This is a genomic window from Desulfoplanes sp. PS50, assembly GCF_053851535.1.
Genome location: NZ_JBSPZA010000012.1, coordinates 46,024 through 61,329 on the forward strand (window position 1 = coordinate 46,024; position 15,306 = coordinate 61,329).

Below are 15,306 nucleotides of genomic sequence, written 5' to 3' on the forward strand. Positions count from 1 at the left end.
GTTTTGACATGCGCTGCAGGTCTCTGTACAGGTGATACCTTGCCAAAACAGCGTAAGGAATGGATGATGAAGGACAAGATACTGCAGATCAAACAGACATTTACGGACGCGGTCGTTTCGGTCCTGGAGACCATGGCCAGAGTGGAGACAACTCCCGGCAAGGCGTTTACCAAATCCGCGGGTCCGGCCACGGGGGACATCTCGGGGGTTATCGGGATGTCCAACAACAACGGGCCGGGCAGGGGATCCATGTCGCTGACCTTTACCAATGAATCGGCGCTGGGGATTGTCGGAAGAATGTTCGGTGAGGAAATTGTCGAGGTGAACAAGGATGTCGTGGATGCTGTCGGGGAGATGACCAACATGGTCTGCGGTCAGGGGCGCAAGGGAATGGCGGATTGCGGCATCGTCTATTCGGGCGCCATTCCCACCGTGGTTACCGGCACGGGTCATACCATCAAACATGTGTCCACTTCGGCGGTTCTGGCTATCCCCTGTGATACGGAGTACGGGCCTGTCACCGTGGAAATCTGTTTTGGATAAACCGGGCATGTCATAGGTTTGATCGTCCAAGAGATATGTGGAGAACAAGAGCAACATGAAAAACAGAGTCTGTTATATAGAAGGTGATGGGGTGGGCCCGGAGATTTGGGCCGCGGCACGGCCGATTATCGATGCGGCGGTTCATGAATGCTATGCAGACGCACGCTCTATCGAATGGGTCGAGCTGCTGGCCGGGGAAAAGGCCATGCGCGAGCAGGGGGAATATCTGCCCCAGGAGACAATGACCGCCCTCAAAGAGGCCACCTTTGCCATGAAGGGGCCCTTGACCACGCCGGTTGGTTCGGGATTTCGCAGTCTGAACGTGACCATGCGCCAGAGTCTCGATCTGTACGCCTGTATCCGTCCGGTGCGCTATTTTCAGGGCATTGAATCCCCGGTCAAGCATCCCGAGCGTGTGGATATGGTCATTTTTCGGGAGAACACCGAGGATGTCTACGCTGGAATCGAATGGGAATCCGGGAGCGATGCGGCCAAAAAGCTGATCGGGTTTCTCCATGATGTCCTGGGCGTGGATCTCGATGCGACCAGCGGCGTGGGCATCAAGCCCATGACCCCGAACGGTTCCAAGCGGCTTGTGCGGCGGGCCATTCAGTATGCCCTGGATCAGGGCAGAAAGAGTGTCACCCTGGTGCACAAGGGCAATATCATGAAGTATACCGAAGGTGGGTTCCGCAAGTGGGGATACGAGCTGGCCGCCGAGGAATTCGGGGATCTGATTCACACCGAGGGGGAACCCGCCGAGGGTAAACCTCTGGAGATCAAGGACCGGATCGCCGATGCCATGTTCCAGGAAGTGCTCATGCGCCCTGCCCAGTATGACGTCATTGCCACGACCAATCTGAACGGGGACTATATTTCCGACGCCCTGGCCGCCCAGGTCGGCGGTCTCGGTCTGGCTCCGGGGGTGAACATGGGCGATACCCTGGCTCTGTTCGAGCCGACCCACGGTACCGCGCCGACCATAGCGGGCAAGGATATGGCCAATCCCGGAAGCCTCATCCTTTCAGGGGCCATGCTTCTGGATCACATGGGCTGGAACGAGGCCGGTGATCGCATCCGCCAGGCCGTGGAACGGGTGATCACCGGCAAGCGGGTCACCGTTGATCTGGCCGGTCAGATCAACGGCGCCACCCAGGTCGCCTGTTCGGCATTCGGCGAACTCGTCGGTCAGGCACTCGCGACTCGGTGATGTGGCTGATGCCCTGACCTTTGCGCGTCCCTGTCAAGAGGCCTTTCCAACGCCCGGTCGCTGGAAATTATCAAGGCGGAACGGGGCAGACACTTCGTCCGATCCTGCCGGGTCTCTTCGTAAGCCATTTCGAGGAGATCCAGCAGGGCCGTTCAAATGGTGTAACGCGTTGAAGCAACCCTATGATTCGATGTATCAGGAAGCATACCAAGGAAACGGCATGACACATCCCAGCAGCGAGCCCTTCAAATCCAAGGCCGATATCTTCAAGGCATTGGGTCATCCCGCCCGGCTGCTCATGGTCGAGGAATTGTCCCGGGGAAACAGGTGCGTGTGTGAATTACAGCGATTGGTAGGATCGGATATCTCGACGGTATCCAAGCATTTGCGTATCCTTCGAAAACTGGGGATTGTCGCGACGCACAGGAACGGAACCCAGGTCATCTATGAGCTGCGTCTGCATTGTCTGGGAACGTTCATGCAATGTGTGGAGCGCTTTCTCACGAATCGTTTCGATCGAAACATCCTTCCGAAATCCCCTTCCTCCTCCACGGACTAGCAGCCGTACTCTCTACCTTCTATTCCCCTTGCGAGCCTTTCTGCTCGTTATTCAGTATCTATTCAGCAGGGTTCCAACGATTGTCGTAAAAACGTCATCCCGGCGTAGGCCGGGATCTCCGGAGCTGTGGGCATTGTATGTTGAACAAGCAACTGCCCCGTCGTGCAGAATCCCGGATCAAGTCCGGGATGACGATCAAAAAAGACACGCGCCTTTTTGGGGATTTCTGAATAGTTACCTGAATAGTCAGGTTATTCATTTCCTTTTTTCAACGAGTTCCAACGCCCCGGGCAGGGCGTCGATGATCTCCAGGACCTGGGTCGCTGGAGTGGGGCAACAGAGATGTCCGGCATGCCTGTTGGTCAGGGCCGCCTTTTTGCCGGCCTCTTCGATGGATAATCCCGCGTCGATCAGGGCCGCGCAGATTCCGGTCAGTGTGTCGCCGGTTCCGCCCATGGCCTCCATGGCCTCGCTCGAGGGGGAATCGAGTTGCCAATGGATGCGGCCGTTTGTGGCGAACATATCCGTACTTCCCTTGATCAGCAGATGGCTTGCGGCATTGTCGTGTTTGTACGCCCGGTCGATGAGGGAAGGTGCGTCGGAGTTGTTGTGCAGGATGAATCCCCGGGTATAAAAGGGGTGGGGCGCGGTTTCGTCGGCCAGAAAGGCGAGTTCGCCCATGTCCGGGGTGAACAGGTCATAGGAGGAGGAAAACCCGCTCATCTTGGCCGCATACATGAATCCGGCATCCGCGATCAGCTTGGGACGGGGATCGCAGTGATCGTCGATGGCCATGAGCACGCGGTTGTGCCAGTCAACGTCGGGCTGAAGATAATGGAAGACCAGGGTGGTCGCAGGCAGCTCATGGACGTGTTTTGCAAGGTGGGCATAGAGTTTTCTGCTCCCGTGTCCGAGTCCCTCATCGCCGACCAGCAGGGCGTACGGCAGGGGATGGCCATATACCCGGGCGGTCTGCAAGGCAGCTCCGATCAATGCGGGGGTTCCCCGATTGATGGGAACGGTGTGGCCTTCTATGGTGATTCGGTCGCCACTTCGCTCGACCGGTCCATAGGTCAGCGGAAATGTGGGATCGGGTACGGTTCCGATTATGACAAGCATTGGCGTGAGAGCTCCTCGTAGGCGAGCTGAAGGGCGTATCCGCACAGGGTATGCCCGATTTCGCGGGGTGATGTGGCCTCGTGGAGTGTGTATCCTGTGAGGCGTTCTGCCAGAAAGGGGACGTCGGGACATCCGCCGCCCGAGATATTGACGATGGTCAGATCGTGTTTGCAGATGGTCATCTTCATGTTCGCCGCCCGGACCATGAGGTAGTCGCCAAAGTCCTTGGAGTGGAAAAGATCCACCGGGGTAAGCAGGGGGCTGGTCACAGGAACGACCTCGATGGGACGGACATCACCGGTCTCGAGCAGGCGCAGGATGTTCATCTGCTCGACCAGGGGGAACTCCACGACCAGGTCGCATCCCTTTTGGATCTCCGGCGGAGGGCCCATGACCCGGATCCGCCATCCGGCCTGCTTGATGAGTTCTTCGGCCCGGATGACATCCGAGGTATGGTCAAAGATCATGATTCCCTTGTCCCATTTTGATTCCCGGGCAGGGGATTTTTTTTTGCGAAAAAGGTTTTTGAGGAACATGAGAGATCCGTGAGGTCGTGTCGATAATCGTTAATCGGCAATGGGTAGGGGCACGGCGTGCCGTGCCCCTTGGGAATTGCATGGAGATTGTCTCGATGTTGCTGATCGTTGCAGGATGTGCAGACGGATGCAAATCTCTGCTTTAGGATTTGACCATGGTCAAGGTATATTCCCCATCGTTTTCATCGATGGATGAGACATTCCATCCCTTGCCCTGGGCGGCTCGGGCCACGTTCTCCTTGGAGGCCTCGGTATCCACCAGGACGGTGATGGTGGTGTCGCTGGTGGTCTGAATGGCCATCATGGTATCCAAAACGGGTTGCGGGCAGGAAAGTCCGCGGGCGTCGACTGTGGTGCTCATTATCTGCTCCTTGGTGTGTGAGTGTGCGCTGTGAGCGTGTTTTACGGGGAGGCGGTGGATAGTGGGGACGGACACGGACTGACACGGACAACCGGCACGGACAAAGTACACGGAGATCGACTTCCGACCTCCGACTTCCGACCTTGTCCTTTCCCGTCAGCTCTGCATAAGGTCTGCTAAAGCTCGCAAGCTCGCTAAGCATTCACTTTAGCTCTGCATAAGGTCTGCTAAAGCTCGCAAGCTCGCTAAGCATTCACTTTAGCTCTGCATAAGGTCTGCTAAAGCTCGCAAGCTCGCTAAGCATTCACTTTTCCGGTCTCCCGTCTCCTTTTTTTTATTTTTTGCGCATGAACCAGCCTATCCCCAGACAGACGATCAGGCCGATGATCACGGCGGCGATGCCGTGCGGGCCGACACCCTTGGGGGAACTGGCCAGGCCGAAATTGTGGGAGAATCCCGCGCCCACGATCATTCCGAAGACAAAGACTGCTGCATCCCCGTCACCCTCTCCGGCCAGGAAGAGCTGCCGTCCGGGACAGCCTCCGGCCAGGGCAAAGGCGAGGCCCGCCAGGACCATGCCCATGAAATTCCAGAGTCCCTGGGTGTGGGCGACCGGTTGGCCGGCGAATCCATAGTTGAACTGACCGAACACCAGGTTGGCCAGAAAGGCGGCCAGGATCAGGGCGACCACCCCGCCGAAGAGATGGGTCTGCTTGAAGAGGATCAGGTCCCGGAAGGCCCCCATGGTGCAGAACCGGCTTCGCTGGGCCAGGATGCCTACGCCAAGACCGATGGCAAGGGCGATGAACAGGGGCGCGTGCATGGCACCGGGGCCCTTGAGACTGTAAAAGAGAATCCCGGATTTGGGTTCGCCGGGAATCTGGGGGTAGATGAGTGCCAGGGCCAGAAATCCGAGCATGACCAGGGAGATGAGCATGCCGCCGGCCGGATAGGTCTTTTTGGCGGGGCCGAGATTGTAGCCGTTTTTAAGGAACAGGGTGCCGATATAGACCCCGGTAACCAGTCCGAGAAGACCGAAGACGGCATTCATGTCCCCGCCGGCCAGACGGAGCATGGCCCTCCAGGGGCATCCCAGAAAGACGAGCGCTCCGATCATGGCGAAGATCCCCAGGATGAAGCGGACGAACGGGGCCGATCCGGTTCGGGGTCGGAAATCCCTGAAGGCAAGGGCGGCGCCAAGGGATCCTAGGACGAAACCGATGATTTCCGGGCGCATGTACTGCACCACGCCGGCACGATGAAAACCAATGGCTCCGGCAATGTCCCGCTCGAAACAGGCCACGCAGATGCCCATGTTTCCCGGGTTGCCGAGTTTTTGTAAAAGGGCGGCCAAGATCCCGATAACCGCCCCGACGCCGATGATACCCCATCTGGAAGCGAAATAATTTTTCATTGTCCGTGGTTCTCCCTGGGTAGAGGTTGATAGAAGGGGACGCATGCCAGATATTGGTTTGCTCGTCCCATGAAATAAAAGCATTACTATGCCCAGGAAAGAGATGATGACAAATTCAAAGTCCTGATTCATGAAGGAACAACGTATTGGTAAAAACTATTGCTCAGGGCGTTTGCGCGGCAGAGAGGGGGAGAATCGCAGGGAGGATCAAGCAGAGGATGGGACGTTGAAAGGGTGTGCGTGCTGTCCTTTGCGCACGGAGCGCATTTTTCCATATTGCTTTTTCAGATGAGTCAAGTTAGAGGCTTCCAATATTCTTTCATGTCTATTTTTGAGGGACGTTTTATGAAGATACCCATGCGTCAATTACAGGTGAATCAAAAGGGCCGTATCGTGTCCGTGGCCGCCCGGGGGGAATTGGGGCGGCGGATTCGGGACATGGGCCTGATTCCCGGCACCGAGATAACCATTGTTGGGCACGCCCCCTTGAAGGATCCTGTAGCCATCAGGCTCAAGGGATTCACCATGAGTCTTCGCAACAGCGAGGCCGATCATATCGTTGTCGAGACGAGCGAGCAGGAAGGATGATGGACCGAGCAATACGAGTCGCCCTGGCGGGCAATCCCAATTGTGGCAAGAGTACCACCTTCAACGCCATTACCGGCTCCAAGGAACGGGTGGGCAATTATCCCGGCATTACTGTCGAACGCAAGGAAGGGTGCTCCCGGATCAACGGGACCACCCTGCGGATCATCGATCTCCCCGGGACCTATTCCCTGACGGCCTATTCCATGGAAGAGCTGGTCGCTCGGCAGGTTCTGGTGGACGAGAATCCGGAACTGGCCATTGACGTGGTCGATGCCACGGCCCTCGAGCGGAGTCTCTATCTGGCTGTGCAGCTCATGGAGCTGGGGGTTCCGGTTGTCCTTGCCATGAATATGATGGATGAGGTGCGTGAAAAAGGGATTCACATCCATACCCACAAGTTGTCCCGGCGTCTGGGCGTTCCGGTTGTCGAGACCGTGGCCAAGACCGGCAAGGGTATCGACAAGCTCATGAAGACCACGGTGGACTACGCCAAAGGCGAGGCCATCAAGGAGTTTTCTCCCCTGCACATACCCTATGGTCCTGAACTGGATCCGATCATCGACAAGATGGTCGCCAGGATCGAGGAAGAGAAATTTCTCACTGAGCGCTATCCTGCCCGATTCATTGCGGTCAAATATCTGGAAAACGACGAAAGTCTGGTCAAGCGAGGTCGTGAAAAAAGCCCCCTGGGGCTGGAACTCGAGGCCATGGCCAAAGAGGCCGAAGCGATTTGTGACAGCTCCTCAGGGACCTATCCGGAAGCGATCATTGCTGACTACCGGTATGGCTTCATCAATGACATTCTCAAGGAAGGGGTTCTCGAGATCGATCCAAGCGACGATGTCTATACGCGTTCGGACAAGATCGACACCATCCTGACCCACAAACTTCTCGGTCCTGTGTTCATGCTGGCCATCTTGTACGGGATGTTCGCCGTGACCATCGAGCTCGGGGCCTATCCCCAGGAATTGTTCATCGCCGGGTTCGAATGGCTGGGGAATGTCTGTACGCGAATACTTCCCGACGGCATGCTCCAGTCCATGGTGGTTTCGGGAATTGTCGACGGGGTGGGCGGGGTGCTCAGTTTCGTGCCTCTCATCCTGATCATGTTCCTCATGCTCACCTTTCTGGAAGATCTCGGGTACATGGCCCGAATGGCCTATATGATGGACCGCGTTTTTCGATTTTTCGGACTGCACGGCTGTTCGGTCATGCCCTTTATTATTTCCGGCGGTATTCCGGGAGGCTGCGCGGTTCCCGGCATCATGTCCGCCCGGACCCTGCGCAGTCCCAAGGAGCGGTTGGCCACACTGGTGGTCTCGCCGTTCATGATGTGCGGGGCCAAACTGCCCCTGTTCATCATGATGACTGCGGCCTTTTTCCCCAATCATGCCGCACGGGTCATGCTGCTTTTTTCCCTGGGCGCCTGGGTCATTGCCCTGATCACGGCCCGTTTGCTCCGCTGGGCGATCATCAAGGGAGATCCGACCCCCTTTGTCATGGAACTCCCTCCCTATCGGATTCCTACCCTGCGCGGGATCTGGCTCCACACCTGGGAAAGGACCTGGCAGTATATCAAGAAGGCAGGAACGGTCATTCTGGCCATCTCCATCCTCATCTGGGCGGCCATGACCTTTCCCCAGCTCCCTCAGGAACAGGTCCGGGCCTTTGACGCACGGGTGGCCACCGTCATGCAGACACAGAACCTTTCCCAGGAAGAACGTGATCGCACGATCACAGCCATTCGCGGGGAACAGGCGGAAACCACATTGCGGAACACCATTGCCGGGCGTGTCGGGGATGCGTTGCTCCCGGCAACCTCGCTGGCGGGATTCAATTGGAAGATGAACATCGCGGTGATCGGCGGGTTCGCGGCCAAGGAGGTCATTGTCTCCACCCTGGGGACCGCCTATTCCATGACCGAGGTCGATACCGAGGATGCCACGGCCCTTGGGGAACGTCTCAAAAGCGATCCCCATTGGACCAGCCCCGCTGTGATCGGATGTATGGTTTTCATTCTTTTGTACGCCCCCTGTTTTGTGACCGTCATCGCCATGGCCAAGGAATCCAATTGGAAATGGGCCGCCTTTGCCGTTGTATTCAACACCCTTCTTGCCTACACCCTGGCCGTGATTATCTATCAGATCGGAGCGGCCGTGACCGGCTGACAATCGGGATGAGCCAGCCATCCTGGTTCAGCTACCTGCACGAGAACACATGTGTCCTTGGAGATGTTCGGGTTGTATTTGACTCCCATAATAAAATTCACTAGCTCTAACTTTCGTGAAATCAACATATGATCATGGCAGGGTAAGGTATATGTTTTCAGGCAAGCGGTGCAGGAGACGGGGAAAAAAAGGGCACGGTAAATGTACTGGATGCAGTTTACGGGCCCAATGTCCTCTTTCCACGCTTCAGATGGGCGAGAAACGATTGGTGGCCTGCATGAAATCCAACCGGCAGCTGGTTGGTCATCTGGCGGCCATGGGTATTTTGCCGGGAACCGAGATCGATGTGCTCAGCAATAATGACAGCGCCCTGGTCATTGGTGTGCGGGGCGGTCGGGTGACCCTGTCGCGGGAGATCGCCGATACGATCATGGTCGCCTGATTTGTCGGGTTTTTTTAAAGTCAGATGCAAAGAAAACATGCAGCGGAGGTGCGGTGACCATTCCGCCACGCTCATGCACTACGAACACGAGGTTGACCATGTCCTGGGACACACTATTTGTTTACGCGATCATCATCATAGCGGCGGTGTACATCATCAGCCGATTTGTACGCAAAAAGGGGCTTGGCTGCTTGGGTTGTCCGGGGAATTGTTCGGGAACCGAGGAGGGCGAGGCCTGTAAAACCTGCCCCCTTGCCCAGCATACGATCAAGCACACCCTCGAGGAAGAGGATAAGGATTCGAAATCGTCCTGACAGGTGTTTTCATACGCTCCATAAAAAAAGTACGCATGTTCATGCGTACTTTTTTTATGGTCGACCAGTCCGGGCTTGAAATTTCCCCGGTATTGCCAAGCATGGGGCATTGATTGTATGGAAGCGGGTCGTGGTCGAGTACGATCGGCCTGTAGAACAACAAAACGGTCATATTGTCATTCAGGGCGGAATCACTCGCCTTTTCACGTCAAGGACGTCGTATGCGGCTGCAGCATTTTCTTTTCTTTGCCCTCACCCTTCTGGTGGCAGCGGGGTGCGCCCCGTTTGCCCCGCAGACAAGGCCACCTTCCCTTGTCCATATTCCCTCCAGCTATTCGTTGTACGCGGAAAACGCTTCTCTTGAGACGCCCTGGTGGAAAGGATTTGCCAGCCCAGAACTCGATCGGTTGCTGGACGTGGCCCTGAGTGACGGATTCTCGATCCGTCAGGCCCGGGCCCGTCTGGACCAGGCCACGGCTGCCGCCCGCAAGGCCGGGGCATCCTTGTACCCCACGCTTTCGGTGGAGGCGGGATCATCCCATACACGGCAGAAAACAGAGAATGGCCCGGGAGGGGAACGGACCTATACAACCACCAAGAACCATTCCCTGGGCCTGGCCGCCCGGTACGAGCTCGATCTCTGGGACCGGATCGGATCCTCCCTGGAGGCCGAACGGCTTGCTGCTCAGGCCAGCCAGGAGGACGTGCATACCGCGTTCATGACCCTTTCCGCCCAGATCGCGTCCAATTGGATCGAGATCCTCCGGGTTCGCCGGGAACAGACATTGATCAAGGCCCAGATCGCGACCAACGAGACCTATCTCGAGGTTTTGGAGCTGCGTTTTGACAAATCCCTTTCCAGTGCCCTCGATGTGCTTCAGCAACGCGAAATACTGGCCCGTTCCCGGACGCTTCTTCATCCCCTGGAGGCCAGGGAGCGGGTTCTCATGCATGAAACCGCAGTGCTCATGGGCAAATCCCCGGATTTCGATCTCGGCCTGACAGGCGATCTGCTGCCTTCCCCCCTGCCTCTGCCTGCAACCGGCATTCCCGCAGATCTGCTGGCCAACCGGCCGGATGTCCGGGCCGCGGGGCTGCGTCTGCGTTCTTCGCAATGGGCGGTCTCCAGTGCCCGGGCCGACCGTCTTCCTGCCATCACCCTGACCGGACGGGCCGAGTATGCAAGTGATCAATTCAATACACTGTTTGATAATTGGCTGGCCAATCTGGCCGCGGGGCTGACCGGACCCATCTTTGACGGCAACCGGCGGTCCGCCGAGGTGGACCGTACCCGGGCCGTGGCCAGGGAACGGCTGGTCGACTACGAGCAGACCGTTATGGAGGCCATCCGGGATGTGGAAAACGCCCTGGTGAATATCACCAAGCAGCAGGAGTATCTCGAGGCCGTTGACCGGCAACTGGCTCTTGCCCGGATGACCCTGGAACAGGCCGGAGAACGCTATCAAAACGGGGTGGTTACCTATTTGACCGTTTTGACCAGTCTGCTCGACGTGCAGTCCCTGGAGCGCACCCTTGTTCAGGGGCAGGCGGATCTGCTGGTGTACCAGATCGGCCTGCACCGGGCTCTGGGTGGGTCCTGGTATGAAGAAATGGAAACGCAGGCACAGGGACCGGCAGACAGACGGACGGACCCCCCGCATATCGAGACCACGATTACGAGTGAACAAGGATCATCATGACAGCATCAGAAACCACAACCAGAAGGTGGTGCAAAAGGATTGTCGGCATTGTACTGCCCCTGGTCATCATTGGTCTGGGCGTTTTCGGGGCGAAGTATTTTTTACAATCCCGTCCGACACCCCAAAAAAAGCCCCTGGTCTCCCTGGCACCGCTGGTGACGGTTCAGCCGGCTGTGTTCGGTAGCGAGCAGATCCTCATCCAGGCTATGGGAACCGTCGTGCCTGCCAGCAGGACCGTCCTCAGTGCCCAGGTTTCCGGAAAAATCATCGAGCTGGCCACGGGGTTCGAACCCGGCGGCATTCTGTCCCAGGGCACCCGTGTGGTGAAGGTCGATCCCCTGGATTTCGAGTTGAACGTACAGCAGAAACATGCGGCTCTGGTTCAGGCCCGCGCCTCCCTGGCCCTTGAACAGGGACAGCAGGACGTGGCCAAAAAAGAGTGGAATCTTTTGCGGGGTGATCAGGACATGGATCCGGAAGAGGCCGTCTTGGCCCTGCGCACACCCCAATTGGAGCAGGCCCGTGCCACTGTGGACAGGGCTCGTCTCGATCTCCAACAGGCCGAGTTGGATCTGGAGCGGACATCGGTCACTGCGCCCTTTAATTGTCTTATTCTGGAAAAAAATGTCGATCTCGGCTCCCAGGTTTCATCACAGACCTCCATTGCCACCCTGGTGGGCACGGATGCCTTCTGGGTGGAGACCTCCATTCCCACGGATCGGCTGACCTGGATTGTTGTCCCCAGGGGAGGAAGTCATGGAGGCAGTATCGCCCACATCCGTTCCTCCGGCCAGCAGCAGGAGCGAACTGGCCGGGTGATCCGGCTACTCGGAAATATCGAATCGCAGGGACGCATGGCCAGGGTTCTCGTGCAGGTTACCGATCCCCTGGACTTGAATCAGCCGAACCCTTCGCGCAAACCGCTTCTGCTCGGTGAGTATGTGCATGTGGATATCGAAGGCAGGGTGCTCGAGGATGTGGTCGCCCTCTCCAGGGACGCTCTGCGCGACGGCAATCGTGTCTGGATAGCCACCCCCGAGGACACCCTGGATATCCGGCCGGTGGACGTTGTCTGGCGGGATGCCCACATGGTCTATCTGGGCGGGGGTATTGCGGCCGGAGAGAAGATCATTCTTTCGGATATCAGTACCCCGATTCAGGGCATGGAGGTGCGAATCGCCGATAAGAAGAACCATCCCGACCAGGAAACCATGAAGGGGAGCTCGACGCGATCATGAGTGATCATTTCGTATCCTCAAAGGGCCCCATAGCCTGGATGGCGGGCAATTCCGTTGCCGCGAACCTGGTGATGGTCGTCTGTCTGATCGGCGGCCTGATCATGGGCAGCCATATCAAGCAGGAGGTCTTTCCCGATTTCGATCTGGACATCGTCACCATCACCGTGGCCTATCCGGGTGCCAGTCCCGAAGAGGTGGAAAAGGGGATTGTCCTGCCCGTTGAAGAGGCGGTCGAGGGGCTGGAAGGGGTGAACGACGTCACCTCCACGGCCAACGAGGGTTCGGGTTCGGTTGTCGTGGAGATTGTCGAGGGTGAGGACATTCAGCGGTTGGCCCAGGACATTCAGAGCGAGGTCGATCGGATCACCTCCTTTCCGGACGATGCCGAAGAACCGAGCGTGACCATCGTGGCCCGCAAACGGGAGGTCGTTTCCCTTGCCCTGCACGGGGATCAGTCCGACTGGGTATTGCGTGAGATGGCCGAGAATCTGCGAGACAGATTCATGCAGGATCCTGATATCACCCAGGTGGAGCTCAGCGGTGTGCGCGATTTCGAGATCAGCATCGAGGTTCCTCTGGAAAATCTGCGCCGTTACAACCTGACTACCGCGGAAATAGCCAGTCGCATCGACAAGGCTTCAGTGGATCTTCCCGGCGGCGGGATCAAGACCAGTGGGGGGGAAATTCTTGTTCGGGTCAAGGAACGCAAGGATTACGGACGAGAGTTCGGCAAGATCCCTATTATCACTGCCAATGACGGGACCCATGTGCTTCTCGAGGACATCGCCGAGATCAAGGACGGGTTCGAGGACAGCGATGTTTTTGCCACCTTTGACGGGCAGTCCGCTGTGCTCATCGATGTCTACCGGATCGGGGATCAAACCCCGGTCGAGGTGGCCGATGCGGTCAAACGCAATATCGAGGTTTTCAAACAGATTCTTCCTACGGGACTCTCCCTGGATATCCTCAAGGACAATTCCAAGATCTACAAGCAGCGTCTCGATCTTCTGCTGACCAACGGATATCTGGGGCTTGGGCTCGTGTTTTTATGTCTGGCCCTATTCCTCGAAACCCGCCTCGCCTTCTGGGTGAGCCTGGGCATTCCCATCTCTTTTCTTGGCTCCCTGCTGCTTCTGCCCGGGTTCGGGGTGACCATCAACATGATGTCCATGTTCGCCTTTATCATCACCCTGGGGATCGTGGTGGACGATGCCATTGTGGTGGGCGAAAACGTGTACAATTATCACCAGAAAGGCATGCCTTTTCTGGATGCGGCTATACGGGGTGCCCGGGAGATCTCCATGCCCGTGATCTTCAGTGTGCTCACCAATATCGTCACCTTCATGCCCATGTATTTCGTGCCGGGTATCATGGGCAAGATTTTCAGACAGATTCCCCTGGTTGTTATCAGCGTGTTTGCCGTTTCCCTGGTGGAGAGTCTTCTTGTTCTGCCGGCACATCTTGGTCATCAACGGGAAAAGAGACGGGGAAACCCTGTCACCCGGTGGATGCACGCCAGGCAGCAGGGGTTCAGCAAATGGTTCATGCATTTTGTTAAAACAAAGTACGGTCCATTTCTGGATCTGACCCTGACGTACAGATATGTGACCATTTCCCTGGGCATTGCCGTGCTTTTAGTGACCATCGGCTACGTGAAGAGCGGTCGTATGGGCATGACCCTTTTTCCCAAGATAGAAGCGGATTACGCCAAGGTGACCGCAGTTCTGTCCTATGGCACAGCTGTGGAAAAAACCAGGGAGATCCAGAAGATTCTCGTGGATGCGGGAAGGGAAGTGGCTGAAGACAATGGGGGTGAACGGCTCGTCACCGGGATTTTTGCCCAGATCACCAGCGGGGGTTCGACCTCCGAGGTCCGGGTTTATCTCACCGATCCTGAAATCCGCCCCATGAGTACGACCGCGTTCACCCGGGCCTGGCGCGAGCAGGTCGGTGAACTGGTCGGCCTGGAATACATCACCTTTGCCTCGGATTCCGGGGGTCCGGGATCGGGCAAGTCATTGACCGTGGAACTCAGCCATCGGGATATCCATATCCTGGAGCGGGCCAGCGAGGAGTTGGCCCGGGATCTGGAAGTCTATCCCAATGTCACGGATATCGACGACGGGTTTTCCCCGGGCAAACGGCAATTCGATTTCAAGATCCGCGATTCCGCCCGGGGACTGGGACTTCGGGCCGAGGATGTGGCCAGGCAGGTCCGGACAGCCTTTTACGGCGCCGAGGCCCTGCGGCAGCTGCGGGGGCGCAACGAGGTCAAGGTCATGGTCCGGCTGCCCAAGTCCGAACGGGTTCTGGAACACAATATCGAGGAGCTCATCCTGCGGACACCCTCGGGCGTGGAGATCCCTTTGCGCGAGGCCGTGATCATGGAGCCGGGAAGGGCGTACACGACCATTGACAGGCACAACGGGCGCAGGACCGTGGAGGTGACCGCCAATGTCATCCCCCAGAGCAGGGCCAACGAGATCTTAAACGCCCTGGTCGCCGAGTCCCTGCCCGCGCTGATCGAGAAATATCCCGGTCTTTCCTACAGCTTCGAGGGCCGGCAGGCGGATATGCGCGAGTCCATGGCCAGCCTGGTGCAGGGGTTGTTCATGGCCCTTCTGGTCATCTACGGATTGCTGGCGGTGCCCTTTCGCAGCTATGCCCAGCCCCTGATCATCATGGTCAGTATCCCTTTCGGGATCGTCGGGGCGGTCATCGGACACATCCTCATGGGCTACTCCCTGAGTCTGATGAGCCTTTTCGGGATCGTGGCCCTGTCCGGCGTGGTGGTCAACGGGTCGCTGGTACTCATTGATTTCGCCAACAGGGAACGCAAGGAAAATGGTGTCAATGCCCATGACGCGGTGCTCACCGCCGGCATGGCCCGGTTTAGACCGATCATTCTGACCACCTTCACCACCTTTGGCGGCCTCGCCCCGATGATCTTCGAGACCTCCCGGCAGGCGAGGTTTCTCATCCCCATGGCCATCTCCCTGGGTTTCGGCATCGTCTTTGCCACCCTGATCACCCTGGTCCTGGTGCCCGCCCTGTACATGGTCGTGGTGGACGGTATCGAGATGATGCGCTGCAAAAAGGTCTGAGCAGGGTTTT

Annotated in this window: 14 protein-coding genes; 10 read left to right on the top strand and 4 right to left on the bottom strand. The window is 57.4% G+C overall.

The features are described 5' to 3' along the window. Window positions 1–39 precede the first annotated feature (39 nt). From ACTVJH_RS07270 to ACTVJH_RS07280, 3 genes are all read left to right on the top strand, one after another. A complete protein-coding gene (locus tag ACTVJH_RS07270; RefSeq protein WP_455988955.1) occupies window positions 40–543 on the top strand; it encodes a chemotaxis protein CheX in 504 nt (167 codons plus the stop codon). Between the two features lie 55 nt (window positions 544–598). Next, window positions 599–1,753 carry an NADP-dependent isocitrate dehydrogenase gene (gene icd, locus ACTVJH_RS07275; RefSeq protein ID WP_455988957.1) on the top strand — a complete coding sequence of 385 codons (1,155 nt, stop codon included), beginning with the start codon at window positions 599–601 and terminating at the stop codon, window positions 1,751–1,753. Between the two features lie 220 nt (window positions 1,754–1,973). Beyond that, window positions 1,974–2,312 carry an ArsR/SmtB family transcription factor gene (locus ACTVJH_RS07280; RefSeq protein ID WP_455988959.1) on the top strand — a complete coding sequence of 113 codons (339 nt, stop codon included), beginning with the start codon at window positions 1,974–1,976 and terminating at the stop codon, window positions 2,310–2,312. Window positions 2,313–2,567: 255 nt separating this feature from the next. Here the strand turns inward: ACTVJH_RS07280 and ACTVJH_RS07285 are convergent, their stop codons facing one another. The 4 genes from ACTVJH_RS07285 to yedE form a co-directional block, all read right to left on the bottom strand. Continuing rightward, window positions 2,568–3,431, bottom strand: a complete 864-nt coding sequence (locus ACTVJH_RS07285; RefSeq protein ID WP_455988961.1) for an NAD(P)H-hydrate dehydratase — start codon at window positions 3,429–3,431, stop codon at window positions 2,568–2,570. After that, entirely contained in the window at window positions 3,419–3,967 is a 549-nt protein-coding gene (locus ACTVJH_RS07290) for a DUF3343 domain-containing protein (protein ID WP_455988963.1), read from the bottom strand. The genes ACTVJH_RS07285 and ACTVJH_RS07290 overlap by 13 nt, the downstream gene beginning before the upstream one ends. Window positions 3,968–4,109: 142 nt before the next feature. After that, the gene (locus ACTVJH_RS07295; RefSeq protein ID WP_455988965.1) at window positions 4,110–4,328 is read right to left on the bottom strand and encodes a sulfurtransferase TusA family protein; all 219 of its coding nucleotides are present in this window, start codon (window positions 4,326–4,328) and stop codon (window positions 4,110–4,112) included. Window positions 4,329–4,662: 334 nt separating this feature from the next. Beyond that, window positions 4,663–5,742, bottom strand: a complete 1,080-nt coding sequence (gene yedE, locus ACTVJH_RS07300; protein ID WP_455988967.1) for a YedE family putative selenium transporter — start codon at window positions 5,740–5,742, stop codon at window positions 4,663–4,665. Window positions 5,743–6,099: 357 nt separating this feature from the next. On the opposite strand from yedE, the gene ACTVJH_RS07305 reads away from it, so the two are divergent. The 7 genes from ACTVJH_RS07305 (at window position 6,100) to ACTVJH_RS07335 (ending at window position 15,296) form a co-directional block, all read left to right on the top strand. Next, window positions 6,100–6,330: a FeoA family protein gene (locus tag ACTVJH_RS07305; protein ID WP_455988969.1), complete on the top strand. Its 231-nt coding sequence runs from the start codon at window positions 6,100–6,102 to the stop codon at window positions 6,328–6,330. Further along, window positions 6,330–8,498, top strand: coding sequence for a ferrous iron transport protein B (gene feoB, locus ACTVJH_RS07310; protein ID WP_455989015.1), 2,169 nt, complete (start codon window positions 6,330–6,332; stop codon window positions 8,496–8,498). The genes ACTVJH_RS07305 and feoB overlap by 1 nt, the downstream gene beginning before the upstream one ends. Before the next feature lie 151 nt (window positions 8,499–8,649). After that, entirely contained in the window at window positions 8,650–8,940 is a 291-nt protein-coding gene (locus ACTVJH_RS07315) for a FeoA family protein (protein WP_455988971.1), read from the top strand. Window positions 8,941–9,038: 98 nt separating this feature from the next. Next, entirely contained in the window at window positions 9,039–9,254 is a 216-nt protein-coding gene (locus ACTVJH_RS07320) for a hypothetical protein (protein ID WP_455988973.1), read from the top strand. Between the two features lie 221 nt (window positions 9,255–9,475). Beyond that, complete coding sequence (locus tag ACTVJH_RS07325; RefSeq protein ID WP_455988975.1) at window positions 9,476–10,954, top strand: efflux transporter outer membrane subunit; 1,479 nt, start codon at window positions 9,476–9,478, stop codon at window positions 10,952–10,954. Continuing rightward, window positions 10,951–12,192 (top strand): efflux RND transporter periplasmic adaptor subunit, encoded by a 1,242-nt coding sequence (locus ACTVJH_RS07330; RefSeq protein ID WP_455988977.1) that lies wholly within the window; start codon window positions 10,951–10,953, stop codon window positions 12,190–12,192. The genes ACTVJH_RS07325 and ACTVJH_RS07330 overlap by 4 nt, the downstream gene beginning before the upstream one ends. Beyond that, the gene (locus tag ACTVJH_RS07335) at window positions 12,189–15,296 is read left to right on the top strand and encodes an efflux RND transporter permease subunit (protein ID WP_455988979.1); all 3,108 of its coding nucleotides are present in this window, start codon (window positions 12,189–12,191) and stop codon (window positions 15,294–15,296) included. The genes ACTVJH_RS07330 and ACTVJH_RS07335 overlap by 4 nt, the downstream gene beginning before the upstream one ends. Window positions 15,297–15,306 lie beyond the last annotated feature (10 nt).